Source organism: Flavobacterium salilacus subsp. salilacus, from assembly GCF_004634195.1.
GTDB classification, from domain to species: domain Bacteria; phylum Bacteroidota; class Bacteroidia; order Flavobacteriales; family Flavobacteriaceae; genus Flavobacterium; species Flavobacterium salilacus.
This window is the reverse complement of record NZ_SKBP01000014.1, coordinates 31,788-56,818: the sequence shown is the minus strand read 5'-3', so window position 1 is coordinate 56,818 and position 25,031 is coordinate 31,788. Positions and strand designations below refer to the sequence as shown.

Here is a 25,031-nt window from a genome sequence, read left to right as displayed (position 1 = left end):
TGTGTTTACTGTGGCTGCTCCGGTGGAACCGCCGTTACAGGCGATGTTGGTTTGGGATGCAGGCGTAAGGTTTAACGCTGTAGGTTGGGTTATAGTAAAGTTTACTGAGGCGGTACAGCCGTTGGCATCGGTTACGGTACAGGTCCATGTGCCTGCGGTAAGTCCTGATACGGATGTAGTGCCATCACCTGTCGGGTTACCCGGTGTCCAATCGTAGGTATAGCCTGGTGTTCCTCCGGTGGCTGTGTTTACTGTGGCTGCTCCTGTTGCACCGCCGTTACAGGCGATGTTGGTTTGGGAGGCCGGTGTAAGGTTTAATGTTGTAGGTTGGGTTACGGTAAAGTTTACTGAGGCGGTACAGCCGTTGGCATCGGTTACGGTACAGGTCCATGTGCCTGCACTAAGTCCTGATACGGATGTGGTACCGTCGCCTGTTGGGTTGCCCGGTGTCCAGTTGTAGGTATATCCTCCGGCTCCGCCGGTGGCTGTGTTTACTGTGGCTGCTCCTGTTGCACCGCCGTTACAGGCGATGTTGGTTTGGGAGGCCGGTGTAAGGTTTAACGTTGTAGGTTGGGTTACGGTAAAGGTATCTGTATAGGTATCAATAAGTACCGAGCCTGCATCGTATATATTTACTGTAAGATCGTAAGATCCTGCTGTAAGACCGGAAAACGTTTGTGTAGCGGTAGCGCTTGTGTTACTATCTACGGGATTTCCTCCTGATGTAAGTATGTATTCGTAAGAATCTGCGGTAGCGGAAACTGAAATAGCTACTGAACCATCTGATTCTGCATTGCAACTTACATTTGTTACTGTTGCAGATAATGGTGTAACTGCTCCGAGCGCAAAAACATCATTGGCAGAAATATTAATGCTATTACTGGTTACTGAACCGTTTGCAACGGTTCCTGTACCCATAGTTCCTTGGTTTAGCCATTCGCCTCCTGTTTTGTGAGCTACTCTTTGCAGGCTTAAGCCTGTAACTGCAGGGTTGTTATAATCATCCCAATAAACAGTTACTGTTCCTGATGCCATACCCCCGAATGTGGTGAGCAACCATGCTTCTTGGTCGTTATAGCTAATTAGCGGATTTGTATCTGATCCGGTAGTGGCAAAGGTTGCCGCGCCGGCATCGGCTGCTATATATTGTGCTATTACACCGCTTGTATTTGTAGCAAGGTTTGCATTAATTTTCTGTAACCTTGTGCCGTCTCCTACGGGAAAATCAAAACTTCCTGTATTTTGTACTGCTACGTATCCGTTAACATGTGAGGCATCGGATGCTCCTGTGTATGAGGAACCGGTTGCAAACCCTAATATGCCAGACATACCGGATGATGTAATGATACCATCTGTAAAGGTTACTGTATTATCTACAGCGATAAAGTTGGTAAGGTTAAAACCTGCTGCATTGTTGAATGTCAGGTTATTGAGTTGCAGTGATTCAGACCCTCCTATGGTTTGGGTGGCTGTTCCTTTTAGTATCAATGTTCCGGAGTAGGAGTTTCCATCAATCTCGTCGTTATTAGTAACGTCGCCTGTAACTTCTATGGTTCCCATGTTTGTTAGTTTTCCATCGGTGGTTAATGCTCCATCAACATAAACCAAACCGCTGTTAGAAACAACAAAGTTATCAGAACCTCCATCGGAAACATAGAGCTGTGCATGTGCCGAAAGCCCTGTAAGGGCAATCATCAGCAGCAATATTATTCTTTTGTATGTTTTCATTTAGTTCTATTATTAAATTAATTCTCCTTCTTTGATGTGGTAAGGAGTGTTTAAAAACTTTTATGTTTTTATATCTAAAACCTTATTACAATAGGTTTCAAGATATTTTTTAATTTTTACTATTCCTTCAAAATTTATTTTTGCAGCATCATCTGTTGCTTTATGATAATCGTCGTGAATGCCTGTTGACAGTGTTGCGGCAGGTATGCCCAGTGTACTGAAGATAGTATGATCGAGTGTTACTTCTTCTGACAGTATTCTTACCTTTAGCCCGCTTGCAGATTGGGGTATGTCTTGTTCTTTCCAGCTACTCTTATCGGTAATCCTGAATAGAATTTCAGGATTGGCTTCCTGCTTGTTTAATCGACCTACCATATCAAAATTGAGCACAAACGCAGTATTTTTAATTTCGTTTTTATGTTTGTTTACAAAATCAGCCGAACCAAAAAGCCCGGATTCGTGACCTGAAAAGCATATAAAAACAATGTTATAATTGAATTTGCTTTCGTGTTCCATAAAATAATCTGCCAGTGCCAAAAGCAGTGCTACACCACTTGCATTATCATCTGCTCCATTATGTATTTTGTTTTGAAAAATTTCTCTTGAATGAGTGCTTTTTAAACCCAAATGGTCGTAATGTGCTGTAATGATGAGCTTTTTACTTTTTGCAGGATTAGTACATGCAAATAAATTTTCGGTGCTTATTGTATTTCCTTCTTCCTGAAAGGTAAAGGGTTCTTGGTAACTGTTGCCCAAAAATGGTTTTAGTCCTACTTCTTTAAAACGGTTTACGATGAATTCAGCAGCAAGTTCTGCACCTTGTGTACCGGGAGCTCTGCCCTGCAAGGCATCCGAAGCGAGGTAATAAACATCTTTTTTAAGCTGTGTTACTTCGTCGTTTTTGTTTTGAGAAAAAGAAGCGGTTACTACCAGTAAGGCAGTTACTATATAGTTGTATGCAGCACCTGTCATTTACTTACTTCTTTTCTGATTCTAATCTTGGTCTTGGTGTTTTTGGGGCTGCATCTGTGCGCAGTTGTTTGCCATCCCACCACATTGGCGCAGCGTTTTGCTCTTTATTATTTTCGTTGAACATTGTGCCTTTCAGGTTTTCGTCAAACTGGCTGTTTTTCAGCATTTCCGGAAGTTGTGCATTGGCAGCATCTATACGTTTTGCGCTGGCAGCCCACGAAAACTCTACATTGGCAACAGAGCCATCTATAGTAGCTACTGTAAATCCGTTTTTATTGATTGACTGAATGTATAATCCTACGGGAGATCCTATTGGGGTAACTGTTATTACCGGTCTTTGATTTTTATCCATAAGATCCATAAACTCCTGGGTAAAGGCAACTGTAGCTGTGCCGTTGGCAAGTTGTGCATAACCATCATCGGCTACTTTTAGTTTTGTAGATGTTGAAGCATAGGCTACATTACGACCGCTATCGCCTGTAACGATATCGGCCTGGAAACCTGAAGTATATTCGTTACCTACGTTGTAAGAAGCATATACTTCGCCCGCGCTGGTAAAACCTAATACTTCGCCGCGAACCCAGCCTCCCATTACACCACCATAAAAACCTGCGCCTATACCTGTTTGTGTACCCGGTGCCATATAGCCTGCGCCTGTACCCATTGCATTAGTGGCATATACTCCATAACTTGTAGAGCCACTGTTTTTGTAGCCTAAACTACCCCAGTAATTACCTAAAACTTCTCCGCCGATAACGCCTCCGCAACGGGTAAAATCGTTATAATTCCAACCACCTGTACCAAAAGAGTACTGGTCGCCCCAAAAAGAGGTTCCGGTAGCTCCTGTATTACTGGCTACTTGGGAATAGCTTGTACCATCATTTTGCGAATTCCTGTCACGGTACCCCATTAAGGTATGCTGCCCATCGCCATTGACTGTTAGTTGCTGGCGATATACATATAGTTGTATTAAAGATGTAGGAAAAGCATTTATAGATAAACTAGTACCGTTATCCTGCATTAATGAATTGCCTATTACAGATCCTCCTGTTGTCCATTTAGTAATATAATTATTATTACCTGTACCTGTAACGCCTCCGGTGCTTGCCGGAGCTACGCTGCCCCAAGTAGTGCCGTTGTAGTAATAAAAACCGGGAGTATTATCCGTTTGATAAATCATTAAACCACTTGCAGGGGTCGCAATCGCATTTCTTTGTGTTTCCGTCATTCTTGGTATAAGCAATCCTTTATCTGTTGAGCTGATATCAAGCTGCGCAGAACTGTTTGGAGTGTTAGTACCTATACCAACATTTCCTGTTTGTGCTACAGCAAGGTTTGCCAACCCTATTGCGGCAAAAAGAGTAAGTAAATTTTTTTTCATTTTTAATACGTTTTATTGTTAATGATTATTTGCCCGATTTAATTATTTATAAAAACAAAGTAAACCTACTCACAATTTAGTGTTTTTTTAACATCATTTAACATCTCCTGAAACATAAATTATGAGTAACCGTATTTTAGATAACAACAGCAATAAATGTAATTAATTCAAAATCAATATAAACCCCCAATTACTTCGATTGCGTAGAATATTAACCACGATAAAAAGTATAGACAATGCATAGACTAACAAAGTATTAATGCTTGATAATCAAAAAACTAAAAGCATGCCGATACATATAGCACATTTTTTATATTCAGCCTGGTTTTGTTATGCATTTATTAGATTTTATTTTGTAAATATTTAAATATTAGTTGATTATTTACAGCATAAACAGGGGTAATACTGAGGCAAATAATTATAAAAATGAAAAAAACTATGCAACCTAAACCTACAAAAAAGTTTATAATGATAATTTATAGCACGCTATAGCACATAAAAAAAGGGTTGCCACAATTGGGCAACCCTTTTTTTATTATATTATTTGTGGATTTATACTACACCTTGTGCCAGCATGGCATCGGCAACTTTTACAAATCCGGCAATGTTAGCTCCTTTTACGTAGTCAACATAACCATCTTCCTGTGTGCCGTGCGTAATGCAAGAATGGTGAATAGCTGCCATAATAGCTTTAAGTCTTTCGTCAACCTCTTCTCTTGTCCAGCTAAGGCGAAGCGAGTTTTGCGACATCTCCAGTCCCGAAGTGGCAACACCTCCTGCATTTGAGGCTTTGCCCGGAGCAAAAAGAATTTTAGCATTTTGAAAAGCAATAACCGCCTCCGGTGTGCAGGGCATGTTTGCCCCTTCGGCAACGCATATACATCCGTTAGTAATCAGCATTTTTGCCTCTTCACCGTTAAGTTCGTTTTGTGTGGCACATGGCAGGGCTATATCACAAGGCACCTCCCATGGCTGTCCGCCATCTATATACTTAGCATTAGGATATTGGGTAATATATTCTTTTATCCTTCCGTATCTTACATTTTTAATCTCCATGATGTAAGCAAGTTTCTCTTCGTTAAGCCCTTCTTCGTCATATATATAACCTGAAGAGTCACTCATAGTAACTACTTTACCGCCCAGTTGCATGGCTTTTTCGGCAGCATACTGCGCCACGTTGCCCGAACCTGATATCACTACTGTTTTTCCGATGAAAGTATTATTTCTTGTAGCAAGCATGCTTTGTGCAAAATATACACAACCGTAGCCCGTAGCTTCAGGACGGATAAGCGAACCGCCAAAGCTAATACCTTTACCGGTTAGCACTCCCGTAAACTCGTTACGAAGCCTTTTGTACTGCCCAAACATATAGCCTACCTCACGACCGCCAACACCTATATCGCCGGCAGGCACATCCGTATCAGCACCTATGTGTTTGCTAAGCTCTGTCATAAAGCTTTGGCAAAACTTCATTATTTCATTATCTGATTTTCCTTTAGGGTCAAAGTCAGATCCTCCTTTACCACCGCCCATTGGCAATGTGGTAAGGCTGTTTTTAAACGTTTGCTCGAAAGCAAGGAATTTTAAAATACTAAGGTTTACTGACGGGTGAAAACGCAATCCGCCTTTGTAAGGACCTATAGCCGAATTCATCTGTATTCTGTAGCCCCTGTTTACCTGTGTTTCGCCTTTATCGTCAAGCCAGTTAACGCGGAACATTATTACTCTTTCCGGCTCTGTCATGCGCTCTAAAAGCATTTTGCCTTGATATTTTGGGTTTTTTTCTATAAACGGGATTACCGTTTCGGCAACCTCATGCACTGCCTGTAAAAATTCCGGCTCGTTAGGATTTCTTTTAGAAACTGCGTCCATAAAAGACTGTACATTTCCACTCATATTTGTATCGATTTTGTGTTTTAAGAAAACGTTTTCGTTATAGTGGCAAATATACAGTTTTCTTACATACAGCTATATATAATTGCCAATACTTTACTTTTATGCTTTTATTTTGTTAACTCTTTATATATAAAGCCTTTTATAGGTTAAATGCCTGCTCTAAATCGTTCAGCAAATCGTCTATATCCTCTACCCCTACACTAAGGCGCACCATGTCGTCAGTAATGCCCAATTCTTTACGCTTATCTTCGGGCACAGAGGCATGTGTCATCAATGCCGGATGGTTGGCAAGCGACTCTACTCCGCCCAACGATTCGGCAAGGGTGAATACCTTTACATTTTCAAGAAATTTTATCGAATCTTCTTTCTTTTCCGATGCAAAAGTGAACGATACCATACCGCCATAACCGCCATGCATTTGCTTTTTGGCTATCTCGTGGTTGGGGTGGCTTTCCAGCCCGGGGTAGTACACTCTTTTTACCTTGGGGTGGCTATTTAAGTACTCAGCTACTTTTTGTCCGTTTTCGCAATGGCGTTGCATGCGCAGGTGCAGGGTTTTAATACCTCTTAGTACCAAATAAGAATCATTTGGTCCCAGTGTGGCTCCTGTGGCAAACTGTGCAAAGTGCAGCTTTTCGCCAAGCTCTTCGGTTTTGGTTACCAATGCTCCCGCAATAACATCACTGTGTCCGCCCAAATATTTGGTAGCCGAGTGCATCACAATATCAGCACCCAAATCGAGCGGGCTTTGCAGGTAGGGCGTGGCAAAAGTATTATCTACGGCAAAAAGTACATTTTTCTCTTTTGTAATCTTGGCTATAGCTTCTATATCGGCAAGTTTCATCAGGGGGTTAGTCGGGGTTTCTACCCAAACCAGTTTGGTATTTTCATTAAATAATGATTGGAGTTTATCCAAATCCGTCATATCCACAAAGTGGAATTTTATACCAAACTCGCTGTATATCCGGCTAAACATACGGTAAGTACCGCCATACAGGTCGTCCATAGCAATAACCTCATCGTTAGGTTTCAGCAATTTCAGTACACAGTCGGTCGCAGCAAGCCCTGATGAAAAAGCAAGACCGCGCGCGCCGTTTTCTATACTTGCCAGTGCATCTTCCAGCGCTGTACGCGTAGGGTTTGCCGCTCGGCTGTACTCATAACCCTGGTGTACGCCGGGACTGCTTTGTGCAAATGTTGAGGTTTGATAAACGGGTGGCATTACTGCACCCGTGCTTGGTTCGGGGTGTTGCCCCCCATGTATGGTTTTTGTGTTAAATTTCATATAATTTAAATTCGCTATTATTTATTTTAGACAAATTTACTTAATTTGTTTATCCTTGCATAAGCATTTACTGCCCTTTTACAAAACTATAACATAGATTATGAAACATTACCTTACTATAGCCCTTACAGCCCTGTTACTTACAGGCTGCGGGAAAGATAAAAAAGAGAACCAAGATATTGAAAATATAGAAACAGAACCCGTTGTTGCATTGGCTTTTGAAACAAAAGAATATAAAGCAACTTCATCCTTACCCTGCAAAGAACACTGCCCTAAAGTGGAAATAGCAGTACCCGAAGCGACAGGACCGCAACCTGCTGCCGACAGTATTAACAAAAAGATATTTAACACAGTAAGGGAAATAATATTTTTTGGCGAAAAGCCCTATGATGCCACTAATTATGACGATTTGATGAACTCGTTTATACAATCGTATGAAGAGCTGAAAAAAGAATACCCCAAAGAAGCCTTAGGCTGGGAAGGCTCTATACAAGCCACCGTAAGCCACCGTACCGACAGCTTGTTGAACATTAAGCTAAACCACTTTACCTATACCGGCGGAGCGCATGGTTATACAGGCATACGCTCGCTGTTGTTTGACCCGAAAACAGGACACGCGTTTGCATACAGGGATATTTTTAGCGACCTGAAAGGTTTTACGGATTATGCCGAAAAGCAGTTCCGAAAAAAGTTTGGTATAAACCCTATGAACCCCATCAACAGTACCGGACTGATGTTTGAAAACGAAATTTTTGCACTGCCCAACGCTATTTTCTTTGAAGAAAACGGATTGCTGTTGTACTACAACACCTATGAAATTTCATCGTACGCCGAAGGACCTAAAGAATTGTTGTTGCCGTATAGCGAAGTAAATCAGTATTTGAAAGTGAAGTAGTCGAAAAGTCGAAAGTTAGAAAGTCATAACGTTTTCTACTGAGTTTGTCATGCTGAGGCACGAAGCATCCTTTTTTAGATTCTTCCTTCGTCAGAATGACAAAGCAAATCCGCTTTATCCGCCTAATCCGTGTCATCAGCGTTCCGATAAATATATAACTATAAAATTCAAACTCTTTTGTATGCTGTCATACTGAGGTACGAAGCATCTCACTTAGATTAGATTCTTCCTTCGTCAGAATGATAAAACAAATCTGCTTTTATTCGCCTAATCCCTGTCATCAGCGTTCCGATAAACACATAACTATAATTCTGTAATAGAGAGAATTCAAACTCGTGCGCTGTCATGCTGAGGTACGAAGCATCTCACTTAGATTAGATTCTTCCTTCGTCAGAATGACAAAACAAATCTGCTTTTATTCGCCTAATCCGTGTCATCAGCGTTCCGATAAACACATAACTATAATTCTGTAATAGAGAGAATTCAAACTCGTGCGCTGTCATGCTGAGGTACGAAGCATCTCACTTAGATTAGATTCTTCCTTCGCCAGAATGACAAAGCAAATCTGCTTTTATTCGCCTAATCCGTGTCATCAGCGTTCCGATAAATACATAACTATAATTCAGTAATAGAAAATTCAAACTCGTATGCTGTCATGCAGCAATACGAAGCATCTCACTTAGATTAGATTCTTCCTTCGTCAGACACGAGGGCAAAGCCCGAATTGATGAAGTAATGACAAAAAAACCGTTATAATGCCTGTTATGCTTTTTATTATCTTAGCTGAAATTACAGCAACATAATGAAAAAGCTACTTTTCCTCATCATCATAAGCTCATTTACCGTTTCCGCACAGGATTATGCAAAATATGTAAACCCATTTATCGGTACAGGCGGGCACGGGCACACTTTCCCCGGAGCTACAGTACCTTATGGTATGGTACAGCTAAGCCCTGATACCCGTATAGACGGCAGTTGGGACGGATGCAGCGGTTACCATTATTCGGATAATGTTATTTACGGTTTTTCGCACACCCACCTTAACGGAACGGGCGTATCAGACTACGGCGATATTATGCTGATGCCTACTATGGGCGAACCCAACCTTGATAAAGAGGCATATTCCTCTACCTTTTCTCATGCTAATGAAAATGCTTCGGCAGGGTATTATGCTGTAAAACTGGTCGATGATGACATTCAAGCAGAGCTTACCACTACCCCGCGTGTCGGGCTGCACCAATATACCTTTAGCAAAAAAGGGCAGGCAAATATTATCCTCGACCTGAACCACCGCGACCACCTGCTGATGGGCGAAGTACGCATCATAGATAGTAAAACTATTGAGGTACTGCGCAACAGCGAAGCATGGGCACGCGACCAGTATGTATATGCCCGTATAGAGTTCAGCAAGCCCATGACCGTTACTGCGGTAAACAACAATGCCTTTGCCCCTGCTAAAACTACCGATACCTTTTTTGCAGGTTCACTTCTCGCCATCAGCTTTAGTACTGATGTAAAAAAGAACGAAAAACTATTGGTAAAAGTAGCCCTTTCGCCTACAGGCTATGGAGGCGCAGCCAAAAACATGAAAGCCGAACTACCGAAATGGAACTTTAAAAAAACCAAAAAAGCGGCTGAAAAACTTTGGAATGAAGAACTTTCTAAAATAGAAGTCACTTCATCCGACAAGGATAAACTTGCCATTTTCTACACCGCACTGTACCACACCATGATGCAACCTAATATTGCTATGGATGTAGATGGCAAATACCGAGGCAGGGACAACGAAATACACACCGCAGAAGGCTTTGATTACTATACCGTGTTTTCCCTTTGGGATACCTTCCGTGCGGCGCACCCATTATATACCCTTATCGACAAAAAACGGACGGCAGATTACATCAATACCTTTATAACACAATATGAGCAGGGCGGGCGACTACCCGTTTGGGAACTTGCCAGTAACGAAACCGACTGTATGATTGGCTACCACTCCGTATCGGTAATTGCCGACGCTATGGCAAAAGGCGTCGAGGGTTTTGATTACAAAAAAGCCTTTGAGGCTTCGAAGCATAGTGCCATGCTCAACCATTTAGGGCTGGATGCCTATAAATTTCAGGGTTATATCAGTATAGACAATGAGCACGAAAGCGTATCGAAAACACTGGAGTATGCTTATGACGATTGGTGTATTGCCCAAATGGCAATGCTACTGGGCGAAATGGATGACTACAACTACTTTATGAAACGCTCGCAATACTGGAAAAATATTTTTGACCCCGAAACCAACCACATGCGCCCTAAAAAGAATGGCGGATGGGACAAACCCTTTGACCCACGCGAGGTAAACAACAGCTTTACCGAAGGCAATAGCTGGCAGTATAGCTTTTTTGTACCGCAGGATATTTTTGGTATGATTGAAGCCTATGGCGGTAACGAAGCCTTTGAGGCAAAACTGGACGAAATGTTTAATGCCCCAAGCCAAACCACAGGGCGCGAACAAGTAGATGTTACAGGTTTGATAGGGCAATATGCCCATGGCAACGAGCCAAGCCACCACATGGCGTACCTGTATAATTATGTAGGTAAGCCCGAAAAAACAAAAGAGAAAGTACATTACATACTCAACAACTTTTATAAAAACAGTCCCGACGGGCTTATTGGTAATGAGGACTGCGGACAGATGAGTGCCTGGTATGTATTGAGCAGTATGGGTATATATGATATTACCCCTGGCAAAAACGGATGGGATACTGTAATGCCTTTTTTTGATAAAATTGCAATACACCTTGCAGATGAAAGTCAAAGGATTTTAAAGCCTTCTACCAGTCGAAGCCTTCTTGGTGTTATAGATACCCCTAATGAACAATATACTTGGGAAGGACATCATTATTATGAACCAATAAAGCCTTACGATGATATTATTCCGGTTCCGGTTATAGAAGCAGCAGGAAAATCATTTAAAAATCAAACAACAGTAACATTAAAAGCTCCTTTCGGGGCAGAAAAAATGTATTACATCATCAATACGCCGTCTAATGAAAACGAAAGCAGGGATTTTCAGGAATATACCGCGCCATTTGAGGTTACCGAAACCTGCGAAATACGCGCGTATGCCGAGGTGGGCAGAACCATAAGCCTCCCTGTTACGGCTAACTTTGTTAAGAAACCGAATGATTATACTATTGCAATAAAATCGGAATACAACCCGCAGTATCATGCCGGCGGTGCCGAAGGACTCATCGATGGCATTCATGGTGACGGTAACTGGCGCAAGGGCGACTGGCAGGGCTATCAGGGGCAGGATTTTGAAGCGGTTATTGACTTGCAAAAGAAAATACCTGTTACTAACATCGCTGCTCGCTTTCTGCAAGATAGCAGGTCATGGATTTTAATGCCCACGAAAGTAGAATTTTATACCTCTGATGATAATAAAAATTTCACGCTGATAGACACTATAGAGAATACTATAGCGCCACAGGACTATGCGGTACAGGTTACTGATTTTGGTACAAATCCGGAAAATGTTTCGGCACGCTATATAAAAGTAAAAGCGTATAACTACGGTACACTACCCGAGTGGCATCAGGGACATGGTGGCGAAGCGTTTATTTTTATTGATGAAATAACGGTGGAATAGTCGTAAAGTTGAAAGTTTATAAAGCCGTAAAGCCTTTATAGGTAAACTATAATACTGCTACTGACTACTGTTTTATCATGCTGAGGCACGAAGTATTTTTTAGATTCTTCCTTCGTCAGAATGACAAAGCAAATCCGCTTATATCTGCTCAATCCGTGTTATCAGCGTTCCGATAAATATATGACTATAGAATTCAAACTCGTTCGTATGCTGTCATGCTGAGGGACGAAGCATCTTTTTTTAGATTCTTCCTTTCGTCAGAATGACAAAGCAAATCCGCTTTTATCCGCCCAACCCGTGTCATCAGCGTTCCGATAAATATATAACTATAAAATTCAAACTCGTTCGTATGCTGTCATGCTTAGGTACGAAGCATCTTCTTAGATTAGATTCTTCCTTCGTCAGAATGACAAAACAAATCCGCTTTTATCCGCCCAATCCGTGTCATCAGCGTTCCGATAGATATATAACTTATTCTTTCCCCTCAATACCCTCATCTTCCTCATGCGGAGCAGGGAACATAAACGAGATGACTACCGAAACAATAAGTATTCCGCCTACTACTGCCAACGATAACGGCGAAGATATATGGTAAAAAGGGCTGATAAGCATTTTTACACCTATAAAAGCCAATATAACCGCCAAGCCATAGTGCAGCTTGCTGAACATGTGCATAAAGTTAGCGAGCAGGAAATATAAAGCCCTTAGTCCAAGTATGGCGAAGATATTAGAAGTATAAAGTATAAACGGGTCGTCAGGAGCTATGGCAAATATGGCGGGGATTGAATCTACGGCAAAAATAAGGTCAGTAAACTCTATAACGGCAACCACAACAAAAAGTGGTGTTGCAATGCGCTTGCCTTGCTCGTAAATAAAAAAGCGGTCGCCTTCAAAATTTTTGGTTACGTTAAAAAAGCGGTACACCAGTTTTGCCCCTGGGCTTTTGGTAAAATCTTTATTCTCATCCGTATCCTCTTGTGCCGACCACGACTTGATGCCCGCCACAAGCAAAAAAACACCAAACAACGACAATATAACATTGATTTCTACATCCTGCACCCCCAAAATATCCATTTCGGGCAGGTAAGTCATATTAATAAGCTCTACGCCTGTAAAAATAAATATTGCCCTGAAAATGAGTGCTCCTATAATACCCCAAAACAACACCTTATGGTGCAGGTATTTGGGTACATTAAAAAACCCGAAAACCATGATAAACACAAACAGGTTATCTACCGAGAGGGCTTTTTCTATCCAGTAGGCACTCTGAAACTGTGTGAAGGCTTCCCAACCCACTATCCAGTATATAACCCCGCTGAAAAGCATGGAGAGCGATATCCATACTACAGACCATATTAAAGCTTCTTTATTAGAAACCTCATGGCTTTTTTTATTAAAAACACCGAGGTCGAGCAGGAGCATAATGATTATTACTATAGAAAATCCTACAATTAATCCCGGATGATTTATTAAGTGGTCCATTATAGTATGTGCGTGTTAATCCAGCTTTTCGGTTAATTTTTTAAATACATTTTTGGCATCCTTACCTTCATACAATATGCTATACACAGCATCTATAATAGGCGTTTTTGCCCCATATTCTTTATTTAGTGTATAAGCACTTTTAGTGGCATAATACCCTTCGGCTACCATATTCATCTCCATCATTGCCGATTTTACGGTATAACCTTTCCCTATCATGGTGCCAAACAACCTGTTGCGTGAAAATACGGAATAACCTGTTACCAAAAGGTCGCCCAGATAGGCAGAGTTATTAATATTACGCTTCATGCGATGCACTTTACGGATAAACTTTTTCATCTCGCGTATGGCATTACTCATCAAGAGTGCCTGAAAGTTGTCACCATAGCCCAACCCGTGCGCCATACCGGCAGCAATGGCATAAATATTTTTAAGCATTGCGGCATACTCTGTACCTATAATATCATCAGATATTTTAGTGTTGATATAATGACTCTCCAAATTTTTGCCCATTATTTTGGCTTTCTTTTGGTCGCCACAGGCTACGGTAAGATAAGACAATTTTTCCAACGCCACCTCTTCCGCATGGCAGGGACCTGTAAGCACCCCTATATTTTCATAGGGCACACCATAGTGCTGATGAAAATGCTCGCCTACAATAAGGTTCGTTTCGGGCACTATACCCTTAATTGCCGAGAAAATTACTTTACCGTCCAGACTTTCGGTCAGTTTTTCAAGCTCGCCACTCAAAAAAGCAGAGGGTATGGCAAATATTATATAATCGGCATAGGCTACTGCCTCATTAATATCATTGGTAAGCCTTAATTTTTTAGTATCAAATTCTACAGAACTCAAGTAGTTAGGGTTATGCCTTTGCAGTTTTATATGCTCTATTGCATATACGTTTCGCATATACCAGGCAATCTCCGGCACATTTTCGCATAGCATTTTCGCTATAGCAGTAGCCCAGCTTCCGCCACCTATAACGGCGAACTTTGGAGTATCATTCATCTTCAATTTATGTTTGGAATGCCAAAAGTACTTAAAATTTATACCATGTACCAATAACAATCAATTTCTTAAGATTTACGGAAGGTAGTATGATGTGATATTCAGAAAAAAAGATTAACATTTTATTATGAATATACAGGCAATTTCAAAAACAACGTGCCGTTATCATATAGAATTTTGTTTAGGCAAAAGGATTACAAGGTTAGTTAAATTTTTTGTTTTTGGTGTTTAAAAGGCATTCCTTGCCACACAGGGAGTGCCTTTTTTCGTTTTAATAACTTAGCTCTACAATAGCCTTAACTTTATCCGGTGTAATATTTTGGCGTTCGCCCAATGCTTTCCAGCCCCTTTCTTCAAAACGGTTTACGATAAAATCGGCGGTTTTTTCATATTCAGGCGTATAGTTAGACAGTTTGGTATCCATCCCCATAGTATGGAAAAACTGTACTGTTTTTTCTATTGCCTGCGTTGCGGCTTCTTCTACAGTATCGGCATTAATATTCCAAATGCGCTGCCCGTATTGTGCCAGCTTTTCTTTCTTGGTGTCAAACATCACACGGTACAGGTTTGGGGCTATAATAGCCAGCGTGCGAGCGTGGTCTATTTCGTAAAGCGCAGTAAGCTCGTGCCCTATCATGTGCGTAGCCCAGTCGGTAGGCACACCTTTTTGTATCAGTCCGTTTAGTGCCATAGTACAGCTCCACATAAAGTTGGCTGCCAGTTTGTAGTCGGCAGGGTTTTCGGCTACTTTAGGCCCCACCTCTATAAGCGTTTGCAGTATGCTTTCGGCTATCCTGTCCTGCAAAATAGCATCGTGCGGATAGGTAAGGTACTGTTCCAACACGTGGGTATAGGCATCTATAACACCGTTTTGCACCTGGCGTGTGGGTAACGATGCTACTACCGAAGGGTCGCATACTGAAAATTGCGGGAATAGCGCGGGACCGCCAAAAGGCAGTTTTTCCTGCGTTGCATCGATGGTTACTACCGAGCCGGAATTCATTTCGCTGCCTGTAGCCGGCAGGGTTAACACTGTGCCGAAAGGCAGGGCGTTATCTTCTATGCGCAATCTTTTGCGTAATATCTCTGCTGCATCGCCCTCATAATTGACTGCTGCTGAAATGAATTTTACGCCGTCTATTACCGACCCTCCGCCTACGGCAAGGATAAAGTCGATATTATTTTCTTTTATCACCTGTACGGCTTTCATGAGGGTTTCAAAACGCGGGTTGGGTTCTACCCCGCCAAACGCGGTAATGTTATACCCTTTAAGCGCGGTTGCCACCTGCTCGTGTACTCCGTTTTTAAAAATGCTGCCTCCGCCATATACCATAAGTACTTTGGCATCCTGCGGAATAAGTGTAGATAGTTTTGCAATTTGTCCCTTACCAAATACAAGGTTTACAGGGTTATAGTATTCGAAATTTAGCATAATGTATATTTTTATGCAAAACTACGAATAATGCTGCTTTGAGATGATAAAGGAATGTTAAGAGTAAGTAGGTGCTTCGTGCCTCAGCATGATAGTCGTAGTGTTCAGTTACAGTTTACAGTCGCAGTGAGTAACTTTAAGACTTTACAACTTTATGACTTTATGACTTTATGACTTTATGACTTTATGACTTTATGACTTTATGACTTTATGACTTTATGACTTTATGACTTTATGACTTTATGACTTTTTATAAAAAAGGTTGTGGTCTATATACTCCCATACTTTTTGCGGGAGCAGGGGCTGTACGTTTTTGCCTTTTTTTACACTATTTCGGATAAAGGTTGAGGATATCTCGATAACGGGGGCATTAATGCGGTGTACTCTTGGGTTGGCAATCAGTTCTTCATTGGCAACCTCTCCGTTAATGCGGGGATATACGTATATATCGTGGTTTTGCAACAGCACTTCGTAGTTTTTCCATTTGTGCAGCGAGTTGAGGTTATCTTCGCCCATAATGAGCGAAAACTCGTACATTGGGTATTTTTCGAGTAAATGTGCCAGTGTGTTTACGGTATAGTTGGGCTGGGGCAACTTAAACTCGATATCGCTGGGGCGTATGTTATCATACCCTTCGGTAGCAAGGTGCACCATTTCCAGGCGGTGATAATCATCCAGCAGGGTGCTTTTCTTTTTCAGGGGGTTGTGGGGGGTTACTACCATCCAAACCTGATCCATATCGGTAAACTCTGCCATGTGGTTGGCAATAATGAGGTGTCCTATATGTATGGGGTTAAATGTCCCGAAGTAAAGCCCTACTTTCATTTCTTTCTCTATTATTCGGCAAATGCTGTTCCGTATTGCTCTGCCATTCGTTTCATCAGCATTTTGTTTTCCATACTCACATCATTCGCTTCCGAAAATTCGCGTCCAAAACAGTTTTCGCTGTTCATTTTCTGCCTTTCTTTCTCGATATATTCGCCGGTGGTGGTAATAAACTTTGCCGGATTGCCTGCATAAATGCAATTATCCGGAATATCTTTAACCACTACCGACCCTGCCCCGATAATAACATCGTTGCCTATGGTAACGCCCGGCAGTATGATACTGGAAGCTCCTATAAATACACGGCTGCCTATTTTGGTATTCTTAATTTTGGTATATCCTAAAAACGTCCATGTGCTGGCATCGTGTGCCAAAATGTGTACTCGGGGTGCAAGGGTAACATCATCGCCCAGCTCTATATGCCAGGAATGGGAATAGTCTATAATGCATTCGGGCTGAATGTTACAGCGTTCGCCAATAGTAAACCCCTTTCTTTTAAGCTCATCTACCATGCTAATTTCGCGAATACCCAGTATTCGTTTCAGGATAGCTTTAATACGGTTGATGATTTTCCTTTTCATACAGCAATTATTTAATAAAATCTTTTACCAGTTGGTAGGCTTCCTGCTGGGCAATTTCTAAATCATAATTTTTTATAATCGTGTCAAACTGCGGTGCGGTGGCAAGCTCTATAGAGGCTTTGGCAATGCGCATATTGATTTTATCGTCGCTCTCGGTACTGCGTTTTTTAAGGCGAATTTTCAGTTCATCCACACTGGGTGGTTTTACAAATACGGCAAGGGTTTCTTCGGGAAATTTTTTTTTGATGCGCAGTCCGCCGGCCACATCAATATCAAAAATTACGTTTTTGCCGTGCGACCAAATGCGTTCTACTTCGCTTTTCAGCGTACCGTAAAAACAATCGCGATACACTTCTTCCCACTCTACAAAATCTTCTGCCTTGATGTGTTTTTTAAACTCTTCGATACTCATAAAATAGTAATCTTTGCCATGCTGCTCTTCGCCTCGCGGACTGCGTGTGGCTGCCGAGATGGAAAATTCCAGATTCAGTTCCGGGTGTTGCAACAAGTGTCGTACTATGGTGGTTTTACCCGAACCCGAAGGTGCCGAGAATACTATTAGTTTGCCTTTATTCATTATGTTTTGCTATAGCCCCTCCCATCCTCCCCAAAGAGGAGGCGTTACGGATGGTTTATTGATTATGCCTAATAGCTATTGCCTATTGGCTTTTAACTATAGGATATTTAATACCTGTTCTTTTATCTTTTCCAGCTCGTCTTTCATCTGCACTACCAGCTTTTGCATTTGTGCGTGGTTGGCTTTAGAGCCCATGGTGTTTATTTCGCGCCCCATTTCCTGTGTAATAAAGCCCAGCTTGCGCCCGTTTGCCTCATTACCCGCCAGGGTTTCCATAAAATAGTTCAGGTGGTTTTCCAAACGTACTTTTTCTTCGGTAATATCCATTTTTTCAAGATAGTAAATGAGTTCCTGCTCAAAACGGTTTTCATCTACATTTACCTTTAGTTCGTCTATTGCCGTTTGCAATCTCTTTTTTACATTTTCTATACGCTCGGTATCATACCCCACCGTTTCTTTCATCAGGCTCATGATGTTGCCTATGCGCATGATAAATTCTTTCTCCAACGCCACGCCTTCGCTAACACGAAAACTCTGTATATTTTCTATCGCCTGGGTTATAATTTCCTGTATCTGATTCCAGTCCTCCTCATCTATTTCCTCCCGCTCGGTTTTCAGGGCATCGGGCATGCGCACCGCCATTTTCAGTAATTCCGTTTCATCGCCATTTACCACATCGCGAAGTTGGTTAATGTAGGCTCTTACAATAGGTGCATTTACTTTTGATGAGGTTTCTTCGCCGGTAACCTCAACAAACATAGAAAAATCTACCTTACCGCGCTCCAATGCCTGTGCAATGCGGTTGCGGAGCGTGAGCTCCATTTCGCGAAAAGCGGAAGGCATACGCACATTAAGGTCGAGCCCTTTGCTGTTGAGCGATTTTATTTCGACAGTAACTTTTTTATTGGGTAATTGCAAAGAGGCTTTGCCAAACCCGGTCATGGATTGTATCATGTAAAAATTTTAGAGGCACAAAGTTAAGAAAAAAATGGTGGCTACAGTTGCCCGATTTGGGTTGTTGTTTCCCTGATGCCTCAAAGCGTTTTGTTATGCTGAGGAACTACACCTCTTTTGTGAGATCCTTCCTTCGTCAGGATGACAGCAGGGAAAAAGATTTCTCTATCCAACTATACCGCCTTTTTCGGTTTGATGGTTACCAAATATACCCCTGTAAATATTAGTAAAGCCGAGAGTACTTTTACTACATCCAGCTTGTCTTTGCCCAGCCCTATGGCAAACAGTGTGGCAAAAAAGGGTTGCAGGTATATAAATACGGCTACGGTAGTGGGTTTTAGTTGTTTCATGGAAAGCAGGTTGAGCAAATAGGTTAAAAATGTAGAACACACTACTACAAAGGCTACTTTAGCATAAATGTCCTGCGGCATTATTGCCCAGTGTACTGCACTAAGCTGTTGCCAGCCAAAAGGCAGCACCATAATGAACCCGAAAAGGTATATCCATTTTACAAAAGCGAAGGCACTGTATTTATCCATCAGTTTTTTTACCATAATGAGGTACAAACCGTAGGAAACGGCATTAATAAACACTAAAAAATTGCCCCAAAGGGCATTCTCTGCGCCGACTACTGACTTGCCGTATAATATGAGTACTACTGTGCCTGTAAGCCCCAGCACTATACCAATGGCTTTTTTGCGCAGTATTTTTTCTTTCATTATTATGGCTGAAAGTATGAGCACAATAATGGGTGTGGTAACCATGAGCACCGATGCCATGATGGGCGAGGTTTGGCTAAGCCCTTCAAAAAAGGTAAGCATGTTGAAGGCTACGCCAAAAAAGGCAGCAGCTACAATGCGCGGAAAATCGTTCAGGGCTATTTTTTCTTTAGCAGCAAATAGCCCCACCAGCCAAAACAATACGGCCGATATACCTACCCGCACTACTATAAACCCAAAGGGGCTTATGTAGGCAGGCATTACATCTTTGGCAATGGTAAAGGTTACCCCGTATATAACTGATACCAGTGTTGCGGCAACAAGGGCAAGGTTGCGCTTACTCATTGCTTAGGTGGGCTATGGCGGCTTGGGTTACGGCTTTGCTGTTGCCTATAAATATGTTTTCGTCATCTACTATTACGGGGCGGCTCAAAAAAGTATAGTGTTCCAGGATAAAGCCTTTATAGTCGGCTTCGTTAAGCTCCATATCTTTAAGTCCGCGCTCTTTATACAGGGTTGCCCTACGGCTAAAGAGTGTTTCGTAACTGCCCGCCAGCCGGTGCATTTCTTCAAGCTGTTTTACCGTTATGGGTTCGTTTTTAATATCCTGTAGTGTAAAGCCCTCAATATTGGGTAATGCTTTTATGATGCGTTTGCAGGTGTCGCAGGTTTTCAGGTAAAATATGGTTTTCATAATACGTGTTTGCTGTAAATGCTGCAAAGGTATTTATTAGGGGGTATAAATATAGCCCGCATCTGCAAAAAGTGTATTTTTATAAAAATTTTTACAATGGAATACACATTCAGCATCACCCGAAGAAGCAGGGAAATACTGCTTGGTTATTTAGAAAATTACACCTTAGACCAGCTTAACAAAATACCCGAAGGGTTTAATAATAATATGTACTGGAACATTGCCCATGTAGTTGTTTCCCAACAACGCCTTGTGTATGCGCTTTCGGGAGTTCCTGAGGAAATGACCGTGAGCGATGAAATGGTAAAAAGCTACATGAGAGGAACGCGCCCCGAACGCGAGGTAACTGCCGAGGAGGTAACGGAGCTAAAAAAATTACTTTTTACCACTATTGATAAAACGGAAGCCGACTATAAAAACGGACTTTTTAAAGGATATAAAGAATATACTACCGAGTTTGGCTATACCCTGCATACTGTAGAGGAAGGCATGGAGTTTAACAACTTTCACGAAGGCACGCACTTGGGCTGTATATTGAGCATTAAAAAGTATCTGTAAAAACAAGAGTTATTTCAGTAAAACACCGTCTTTATAAATAACGGGGATTTCCTGAAAGTTATCTGCCGATATGGTGTTGGCTTTAAACACAAAGTTTTTATCATATAGTGTATTGCCTTTAAAAAAAGTAACCATAAAGCTGTTATTCAGTTGCAGTACACTGTTTTCTATCATCTCTATGCGTACGGCGGTATTGGGCAATACTTCAATAAAGTCGTGGCGTAGTTTGGATGTCCTGCGCTCTTCGCCATTAAGCATACCCGATGCGCTTGACACTACAATAACGGACTCCAGCTTTTCGGCACCGTCGTTTACCAAATAGGCATACCACGTGTTCTCCATAAAGTCGTCGTTCCATTCCTGCATTGCTGCTACATATACATTTTCTACTTTAGGTATATGAATGTCTTTTTTCATGTAAAAATGCCCTGTTTTATATACTCGATTTGAACTGCTCTAAGAAACGTACGTCGTTTTCATAAAACATACGTATGTCGCCTATTTGATACTGAAGCATAGCTATACGCTCTACTCCCATACCAAAAGCAAAGCCGTTGTACTTGGTTTCATCTATACCGCAGTTTTTAAGTACGTTAGGGTCAACCATACCGCAACCGCCTATTTCCAGCCAACCCGTACCTTTGGTAATACGGTAATCGGTTTCGGTTTTAAGCCCCCAGTAAATATCAATCTCGGCACTGGGCTCTGTAAACGGGAAATAACTCGGACGCAGGCGTATTTTGCTTTTGCCAAACATTTCTTTTGTGAAGTATAAAAGCGTTTGTTTCAGGTCGGCAAACGATACATCTTTATCAACATAAAGTCCTTCTATCTGGTGGAAAATACAGTGCGAACGCGCCGATATAGCTTCGTTACGAAATACTCTTCCCGGTGATATGGTACGGATGGGCGGTTTGTTGCCCTCCATATAGCGCACCTGTACGGATGAGGTGTGCGTGCGCAACAACACATCCGGGTTGGTTTGTATAAAAAAGGTATCCTGCATATCGCGTGCCGGGTGGTATTCCGGCAGGTTTAGTGCCGTAAAGTTATGCCAGTCGTCTTCAATTTCGGGTCCTTCGGACACGTTGAAGCCGATGTTGGCAAAAATATCGATAATTTGGTTTTTAATAATGGATATCGGGTGGCGCGAACCTATTGTAAAAGGTTCTCCGGGGCGGGTTAAATCGCCATAAATGCCTTTTGCCTCTTCTTTGCTCTCCATAGCTTCCTGTAGGGTTGCTACTTTGTCTTCGGCGGTTTTTTTAAGGTTGTTTATTACCTGCCCAAACTCTTTTTTCTGCTCGTTAGGTACATTTTTAAATTCGGCAAAAAAGTCGTTTAATATTCCTTTTTTACCTAAGTATTTAATCCTGAACGCTTCCAGTTCTTCTTTGTTCTGCGTAGTGAACGCTTCGGCTTCGGCTATATAACCTTTAATATCTTCTATCATTGTTAATCAGTAATGAATGGCAAATTTAGGTATTTTAAAAATGCTGTGCCACCAATTTATGTTGTATAATTGTATGCTCGTATTTACTTAATAAGCCCCTTCTCTAAAAAATAATCTACTATCGCGCCTTTCATCAGTACGCTTTGTTCGCCTGCTTTTAGGGGTGGTAATTGCTCTTTTACGGTATAGTGCGGCCAGCCTTCGTCATCAAAAAGTTCAAATTCGTAGTAGCCGTAGGGTTCAAGCAGTCGGCAAATGGCTATGTGCATCAGGTTTAATTTTTCGTCTTTTTTAAATTTTCGGTTAAATTTCCCCAGCTCCTGCACGCCTATCAGGTATATAATGGCATCGAGATCCAGCGTATCGCCATCGGCAAAACGGTCGGATAATATGGTTACAAGCTGTTCCCAGCGTTCTTTCAGTTGTTCGTCTCTTGACATATATCGTATTTATTGCGCAAAGATAGTGAGTTGAAAGTTAACAGGCGAAAGGCTTTTATTTTTGAATTATTACACAGGAGGGTTATATTTGCGCTTATGGCAGTAGTAGATATCATTATAGGCTGTGTGCTGGTCTACGGGTTTATTCGTGGGGTATGGAAGGGTTTTTTCTCTGAGCTTGCTTCGTTACTGTCTATACTGCTGGGTATTTATGCTGCCATAATGCTTTCGGGCTACATGATACAGGTTATTAACCGCTACCTGCACTGGGAGGGTAAACCCATCAGGATTATTGCTTTTATACTCACTTTTATACTTGCGGTAATAGCCGTTATACTGCTGGGCAAGCTGTTTACCAAACTGGCGAGTTTTGCCATGATGGGCTGGCTCAATAAACTGCTGGGCGGTGTTTTCGGGTTTTTAAAATGGTTGATTATAGTAAGCCTGTTGGCTCATATCTTCTCAAGGATAAACCATAAAGAAACACTGGCGGATAAGAACGATTTAAACGAATCGTATTGCTATAACCCGTTGCTAAAGGTTTACGGTACTATTTCGCCTTTATTCTCCAAATGGGCAGATAGTTTCTGGAAAGAGAACACTGAGACGGAAGAACCTGAAATTCCCGAACAGGAACAGGATGACAACCCTATTGAAGGGCTTGACAGGAGTGTTTAGCTCCCGGATTGCGAGGAGCAATCTTCTGTTGTATTAGATTGCCTCGCTTCGTTTCACTATGCTCGCAATAACATCCTGACTTCGGACATCAAACTTTCAACTTTACGACTTTAAAAACTTTATAACTTTCGACTTTTAGAAGACTATTTCAACTCTTTAATAGCATCTTTTTCTATCCAGCCTTCGCTGTCGTCGGCAAGTTCAATTTTTTTCCAGTTGCCCAGGGTTTCCGTTACAAACACTTTTGTGCCCTCGTGCAGTATAAAGGCATCGCCTATTTTTTCCGAAGGCTCGCTTTTTACTGATACTACTTCGGCAAATACTATGGCGGGGCGTTCTTTCGCTTCTTCCGATTTTACGAATACAGCCGAAAGTATTGCCACTACAATACTTAACAATGCTATAAACATTCCCGCAAAAAAGATACGTTTTACCATTGTAGTGCCTGCAAAATAATAGCCTATAAAAAACAGCAGGAACAATATTGCGCCTGCTACCGCTGCCCATGCCCAAGCATCATAATGGTATGCTCCCGTAAAGTTGTACACTATTTTGCTAAAGCCTACTTGCGGTACAGCCTGTATATCGTCGATAACCATTTTTTGGGCATAGCCTAAGTTTATCTCGGCATCTTTATAATTGGGTTTCAGCAATAATGCTTTTTCGTAGTTATATATTGCCGGTGCTACGGCATCCATTTTATAATAGGCATTTGCCAGATTAAAATATACCTCTGCCGACTGCTCGCCATTGTCTAAAATACTTTGGTATTTCTTGGCGGCTTCGCTGTACTTGCCGTCTTTATACAGGGTGTTACCCTCATCAAAAGCGGACTGTGCCCAACCTTGTGCCACAAATAAAACTGCTAATAGGTATAGTAACTTTTTCATTTTTTTATAATGTACCATTAATAACTCTCCTGATACCATTTTTTATCAAGAGCACATTAAAATTAATTAACAATCCAAGCTTACAATCAGATAATTTTAAATATGTAAGCAATTGTGCCAGATGAATATCATTTAATTGGTCAACAGATTTTACTTCAATTATAAATTTATTTTCAAGCATTATGTCAATTCTGTAGCCTGCATCAAGCTTAACTTCTTCATAAATTAGTGGCAAAGGTTTTTGCTTTTCCACATACAATCCTGTCTTGTTTAGTTCATAACATAAACACTCGCAATAAGCACTCTCCAACAAACCGGGACCTAATGCCTGATGTACCTTTAATGCACTGTTAAATACAATTCTCGATATTTCGTTTTCTGTCATTTTCTTTACAAAAAAGCACTTGTTTTTAACCACTAAGAACACCACGTTTTACACGATGCTCACAAAGAAGCATTTATAATCCTTGAGTACTTTGTGACATCTTTGTGCCCTTTGTGGTTATAATTACCACATTTCATAATCTTAACTTTTAACCACTAAGAACACCATGTTTTACACGATGCTCACAAAGAAATACATAACCCTTGAGGGCTTTGTGACATCTTTGTGACCTTTGTGGTTATAATTACCACATTTCATAATCTTAACTTTTAACCACTAAGAACACCATGTTTTACACGATGCTCACAAAGAAACATCATAAACCTTGAGGGCTTTGTGATATCTTTGTGACCTTTGTGGTTATACTTACTCTGCGTTTCATAATCTTAACTTTTAACCACTAAGAACACCATGTTTTACACGATGCTCACAAAGAAATACATAACCATTGAGGACTTTGTGACATCTTTGTGCCCTTTGTGGTTATAATTACCACATTTCATAATCTTAACTTTTAACCACTAAGAGCACCAAGTTTTACACTATGTACACAAA

The 25,031-nt window shown here is 41.4% G+C and carries 23 protein-coding genes; 4 read left to right on the top strand and 19 right to left on the bottom strand.

The features are described from left to right. From E0W68_RS13300 to E0W68_RS13280, 5 genes are all read right to left on the bottom strand, one after another. Positions 1-1,728, bottom strand: a 1,728-nt coding sequence (locus E0W68_RS13300) for a beta strand repeat-containing protein (RefSeq protein WP_205435344.1), incomplete at its 3' end; no start/stop codon positions are given. 60 nt (positions 1,729-1,788) lie between these two features. Beyond that, on the bottom strand, positions 1,789-2,700 hold the full coding sequence (locus tag E0W68_RS13295; RefSeq protein ID WP_135219933.1) for a M28 family peptidase: 912 nt from the start codon (positions 2,698-2,700) through the stop codon (positions 1,789-1,791). A gap of 4 nt (positions 2,701-2,704) precedes the next feature. Continuing rightward, positions 2,705-4,081 (bottom strand): hypothetical protein, encoded by a 1,377-nt coding sequence (locus E0W68_RS13290; protein ID WP_135219932.1) that lies wholly within the window; start codon positions 4,079-4,081, stop codon positions 2,705-2,707. 552 nt (positions 4,082-4,633) lie between these two features. Beyond that, positions 4,634-5,977, bottom strand: coding sequence for an NADP-specific glutamate dehydrogenase (gdhA, locus tag E0W68_RS13285; RefSeq protein ID WP_135219931.1), 1,344 nt, complete (start codon positions 5,975-5,977; stop codon positions 4,634-4,636). 139 nt (positions 5,978-6,116) lie between these two features. Further along, positions 6,117-7,262, bottom strand: a complete 1,146-nt coding sequence (locus tag E0W68_RS13280; protein ID WP_135219930.1) for a cystathionine gamma-synthase — start codon at positions 7,260-7,262, stop codon at positions 6,117-6,119. A gap of 100 nt (positions 7,263-7,362) precedes the next feature. On the opposite strand from E0W68_RS13280, the gene E0W68_RS13275 reads away from it, so the two are divergent. Beyond that, positions 7,363-8,157 carry a DUF3298 and DUF4163 domain-containing protein gene (locus tag E0W68_RS13275; RefSeq protein ID WP_135219929.1) on the top strand — a complete coding sequence of 265 codons (795 nt, stop codon included), beginning with the start codon at positions 7,363-7,365 and terminating at the stop codon, positions 8,155-8,157. An 802-nt stretch (positions 8,158-8,959) separates the two neighbouring features. Beyond that, positions 8,960-11,797 carry a GH92 family glycosyl hydrolase gene (locus tag E0W68_RS13270; RefSeq protein ID WP_135219928.1) on the top strand — a complete coding sequence of 946 codons (2,838 nt, stop codon included), beginning with the start codon at positions 8,960-8,962 and terminating at the stop codon, positions 11,795-11,797. A gap of 471 nt (positions 11,798-12,268) precedes the next feature. On the opposite strand, the gene E0W68_RS13265 is transcribed toward E0W68_RS13270, so the two are convergent. The 9 genes from E0W68_RS13265 to E0W68_RS13225 all read right to left on the bottom strand — a co-directional run bounded on the left by E0W68_RS13265 (position 12,269) and on the right by E0W68_RS13225 (position 20,072). Continuing rightward, positions 12,269-13,279, bottom strand: coding sequence for a TerC family protein (locus tag E0W68_RS13265; RefSeq protein WP_135219927.1), 1,011 nt, complete (start codon positions 13,277-13,279; stop codon positions 12,269-12,271). Between the two features lie 15 nt (positions 13,280-13,294). Beyond that, positions 13,295-14,290: an NAD(P)H-dependent glycerol-3-phosphate dehydrogenase gene (locus E0W68_RS13260; protein WP_135219926.1), complete on the bottom strand. Its 996-nt coding sequence runs from the start codon at positions 14,288-14,290 to the stop codon at positions 13,295-13,297. Between the two features lie 271 nt (positions 14,291-14,561). Then, on the bottom strand, positions 14,562-15,722 hold the full coding sequence (locus E0W68_RS13255; protein ID WP_135219925.1) for an iron-containing alcohol dehydrogenase: 1,161 nt from the start codon (positions 15,720-15,722) through the stop codon (positions 14,562-14,564). 240 nt (positions 15,723-15,962) lie between these two features. Further along, on the bottom strand, positions 15,963-16,547 hold the full coding sequence (nadD, locus tag E0W68_RS13250; protein WP_135219924.1) for a nicotinate (nicotinamide) nucleotide adenylyltransferase: 585 nt from the start codon (positions 16,545-16,547) through the stop codon (positions 15,963-15,965). An 11-nt stretch (positions 16,548-16,558) separates the two neighbouring features. Next, entirely contained in the window at positions 16,559-17,128 is a 570-nt protein-coding gene (locus tag E0W68_RS13245; RefSeq protein ID WP_135219923.1) for an acyltransferase, read from the bottom strand. Between the two features lie 7 nt (positions 17,129-17,135). Continuing rightward, complete coding sequence (gene gmk / locus E0W68_RS13240; protein ID WP_135219922.1) at positions 17,136-17,705, bottom strand: guanylate kinase; 570 nt, start codon at positions 17,703-17,705, stop codon at positions 17,136-17,138. Between the two features lie 96 nt (positions 17,706-17,801). After that, entirely contained in the window at positions 17,802-18,659 is an 858-nt protein-coding gene (locus E0W68_RS13235; protein WP_135219921.1) for a YicC/YloC family endoribonuclease, read from the bottom strand. Between the two features lie 173 nt (positions 18,660-18,832). Further along, a complete protein-coding gene (locus E0W68_RS13230; RefSeq protein ID WP_135219920.1) occupies positions 18,833-19,723 on the bottom strand; it encodes a DMT family transporter in 891 nt (296 codons plus the stop codon). Then, positions 19,716-20,072: an arsenate reductase family protein gene (locus tag E0W68_RS13225; protein ID WP_135219919.1), complete on the bottom strand. Its 357-nt coding sequence runs from the start codon at positions 20,070-20,072 to the stop codon at positions 19,716-19,718. The genes E0W68_RS13230 and E0W68_RS13225 overlap by 8 nt, the downstream gene beginning before the upstream one ends. A 96-nt stretch (positions 20,073-20,168) precedes the next feature. Between E0W68_RS13225 and E0W68_RS13220 the strand changes: the two genes are divergently transcribed. Continuing rightward, a complete protein-coding gene (locus E0W68_RS13220) occupies positions 20,169-20,630 on the top strand; it encodes a DinB family protein (RefSeq protein ID WP_135219918.1) in 462 nt (153 codons plus the stop codon). 9 nt (positions 20,631-20,639) lie between these two features. Here the strand turns inward: E0W68_RS13220 and E0W68_RS13215 are convergent, their stop codons facing one another. From E0W68_RS13215 to E0W68_RS13205, 3 genes are all read right to left on the bottom strand, one after another. After that, positions 20,640-21,047 carry a hypothetical protein gene (locus tag E0W68_RS13215; protein ID WP_135219917.1) on the bottom strand — a complete coding sequence of 136 codons (408 nt, stop codon included), beginning with the start codon at positions 21,045-21,047 and terminating at the stop codon, positions 20,640-20,642. 16 nt (positions 21,048-21,063) lie between these two features. Next, positions 21,064-22,083 carry a phenylalanine--tRNA ligase subunit alpha gene (pheS, locus tag E0W68_RS13210; RefSeq protein WP_135219916.1) on the bottom strand — a complete coding sequence of 340 codons (1,020 nt, stop codon included), beginning with the start codon at positions 22,081-22,083 and terminating at the stop codon, positions 21,064-21,066. Positions 22,084-22,166: 83 nt separating this feature from the next. After that, on the bottom strand, positions 22,167-22,523 hold the full coding sequence (locus tag E0W68_RS13205; protein ID WP_135219915.1) for a hypothetical protein: 357 nt from the start codon (positions 22,521-22,523) through the stop codon (positions 22,167-22,169). Between the two features lie 96 nt (positions 22,524-22,619). On the opposite strand from E0W68_RS13205, the gene E0W68_RS13200 reads away from it, so the two are divergent. Continuing rightward, positions 22,620-23,201, top strand: a complete 582-nt coding sequence (locus tag E0W68_RS13200; protein WP_135219914.1) for a CvpA family protein — start codon at positions 22,620-22,622, stop codon at positions 23,199-23,201. A 143-nt stretch (positions 23,202-23,344) separates the two neighbouring features. On the opposite strand, the gene E0W68_RS13195 is transcribed toward E0W68_RS13200, so the two are convergent. Both E0W68_RS13195 and E0W68_RS13190 read right to left on the bottom strand, forming a co-directional pair. Then, positions 23,345-24,091: a tetratricopeptide repeat protein gene (locus tag E0W68_RS13195; RefSeq protein WP_135219913.1), complete on the bottom strand. Its 747-nt coding sequence runs from the start codon at positions 24,089-24,091 to the stop codon at positions 23,345-23,347. A gap of 4 nt (positions 24,092-24,095) precedes the next feature. Continuing rightward, the gene (locus E0W68_RS13190) at positions 24,096-24,476 is read right to left on the bottom strand and encodes a GxxExxY protein (RefSeq protein ID WP_135219912.1); all 381 of its coding nucleotides are present in this window, start codon (positions 24,474-24,476) and stop codon (positions 24,096-24,098) included. Positions 24,477-25,031 lie beyond the last annotated feature (555 nt).

Bases quoted from the DNA above. Each gene is read 5' to 3' on its own strand.
- E0W68_RS13295 (WP_135219933.1), bottom strand. From the start codon at position 2,700: ATGACAGGTGCTGCATACAACTATATAGTAACTGCCTTACTGGTAGTA.
- E0W68_RS13290 (WP_135219932.1), bottom strand. From the start codon at position 4,081: ATGAAAAAAAATTTACTTACTCTTTTTGCCGCAATAGGGTTGGCAAAC.
- gdhA (WP_135219931.1), bottom strand. From the start codon at position 5,977: ATGAGTGGAAATGTACAGTCTTTTATGGACGCAGTTTCTAAAAGAAAT.
- E0W68_RS13280 (WP_135219930.1), bottom strand. From the start codon at position 7,262: ATGAAATTTAACACAAAAACCATACATGGGGGGCAACACCCCGAACCA.
- E0W68_RS13275 (WP_135219929.1), top strand. From the start codon at position 7,363: ATGAAACATTACCTTACTATAGCCCTTACAGCCCTGTTACTTACAGGC.
- E0W68_RS13270 (WP_135219928.1), top strand. From the start codon at position 8,960: ATGAAAAAGCTACTTTTCCTCATCATCATAAGCTCATTTACCGTTTCC.
- E0W68_RS13265 (WP_135219927.1), bottom strand. From the start codon at position 13,279: ATGGACCACTTAATAAATCATCCGGGATTAATTGTAGGATTTTCTATA.
- E0W68_RS13260 (WP_135219926.1), bottom strand. From the start codon at position 14,290: ATGAATGATACTCCAAAGTTCGCCGTTATAGGTGGCGGAAGCTGGGCT.
- E0W68_RS13255 (WP_135219925.1), bottom strand. From the start codon at position 15,722: ATGCTAAATTTCGAATACTATAACCCTGTAAACCTTGTATTTGGTAAG.
- nadD (WP_135219924.1), bottom strand. From the start codon at position 16,547: ATGAAAGTAGGGCTTTACTTCGGGACATTTAACCCCATACATATAGGA.
- E0W68_RS13245 (WP_135219923.1), bottom strand. From the start codon at position 17,128: ATGAAAAGGAAAATCATCAACCGTATTAAAGCTATCCTGAAACGAATA.
- gmk (WP_135219922.1), bottom strand. From the start codon at position 17,705: ATGAATAAAGGCAAACTAATAGTATTCTCGGCACCTTCGGGTTCGGGT.
- E0W68_RS13235 (WP_135219921.1), bottom strand. From the start codon at position 18,659: ATGATACAATCCATGACCGGGTTTGGCAAAGCCTCTTTGCAATTACCC.
- E0W68_RS13230 (WP_135219920.1), bottom strand. From the start codon at position 19,723: ATGAGTAAGCGCAACCTTGCCCTTGTTGCCGCAACACTGGTATCAGTT.
- E0W68_RS13225 (WP_135219919.1), bottom strand. From the start codon at position 20,072: ATGAAAACCATATTTTACCTGAAAACCTGCGACACCTGCAAACGCATC.
- E0W68_RS13220 (WP_135219918.1), top strand. From the start codon at position 20,169: ATGGAATACACATTCAGCATCACCCGAAGAAGCAGGGAAATACTGCTT.
- E0W68_RS13215 (WP_135219917.1), bottom strand. From the start codon at position 21,047: ATGAAAAAAGACATTCATATACCTAAAGTAGAAAATGTATATGTAGCA.
- pheS (WP_135219916.1), bottom strand. From the start codon at position 22,083: ATGATAGAAGATATTAAAGGTTATATAGCCGAAGCCGAAGCGTTCACT.
- E0W68_RS13205 (WP_135219915.1), bottom strand. From the start codon at position 22,523: ATGTCAAGAGACGAACAACTGAAAGAACGCTGGGAACAGCTTGTAACC.
- E0W68_RS13200 (WP_135219914.1), top strand. From the start codon at position 22,620: ATGGCAGTAGTAGATATCATTATAGGCTGTGTGCTGGTCTACGGGTTT.
- E0W68_RS13195 (WP_135219913.1), bottom strand. From the start codon at position 24,091: ATGAAAAAGTTACTATACCTATTAGCAGTTTTATTTGTGGCACAAGGT.
- E0W68_RS13190 (WP_135219912.1), bottom strand. From the start codon at position 24,476: ATGACAGAAAACGAAATATCGAGAATTGTATTTAACAGTGCATTAAAG.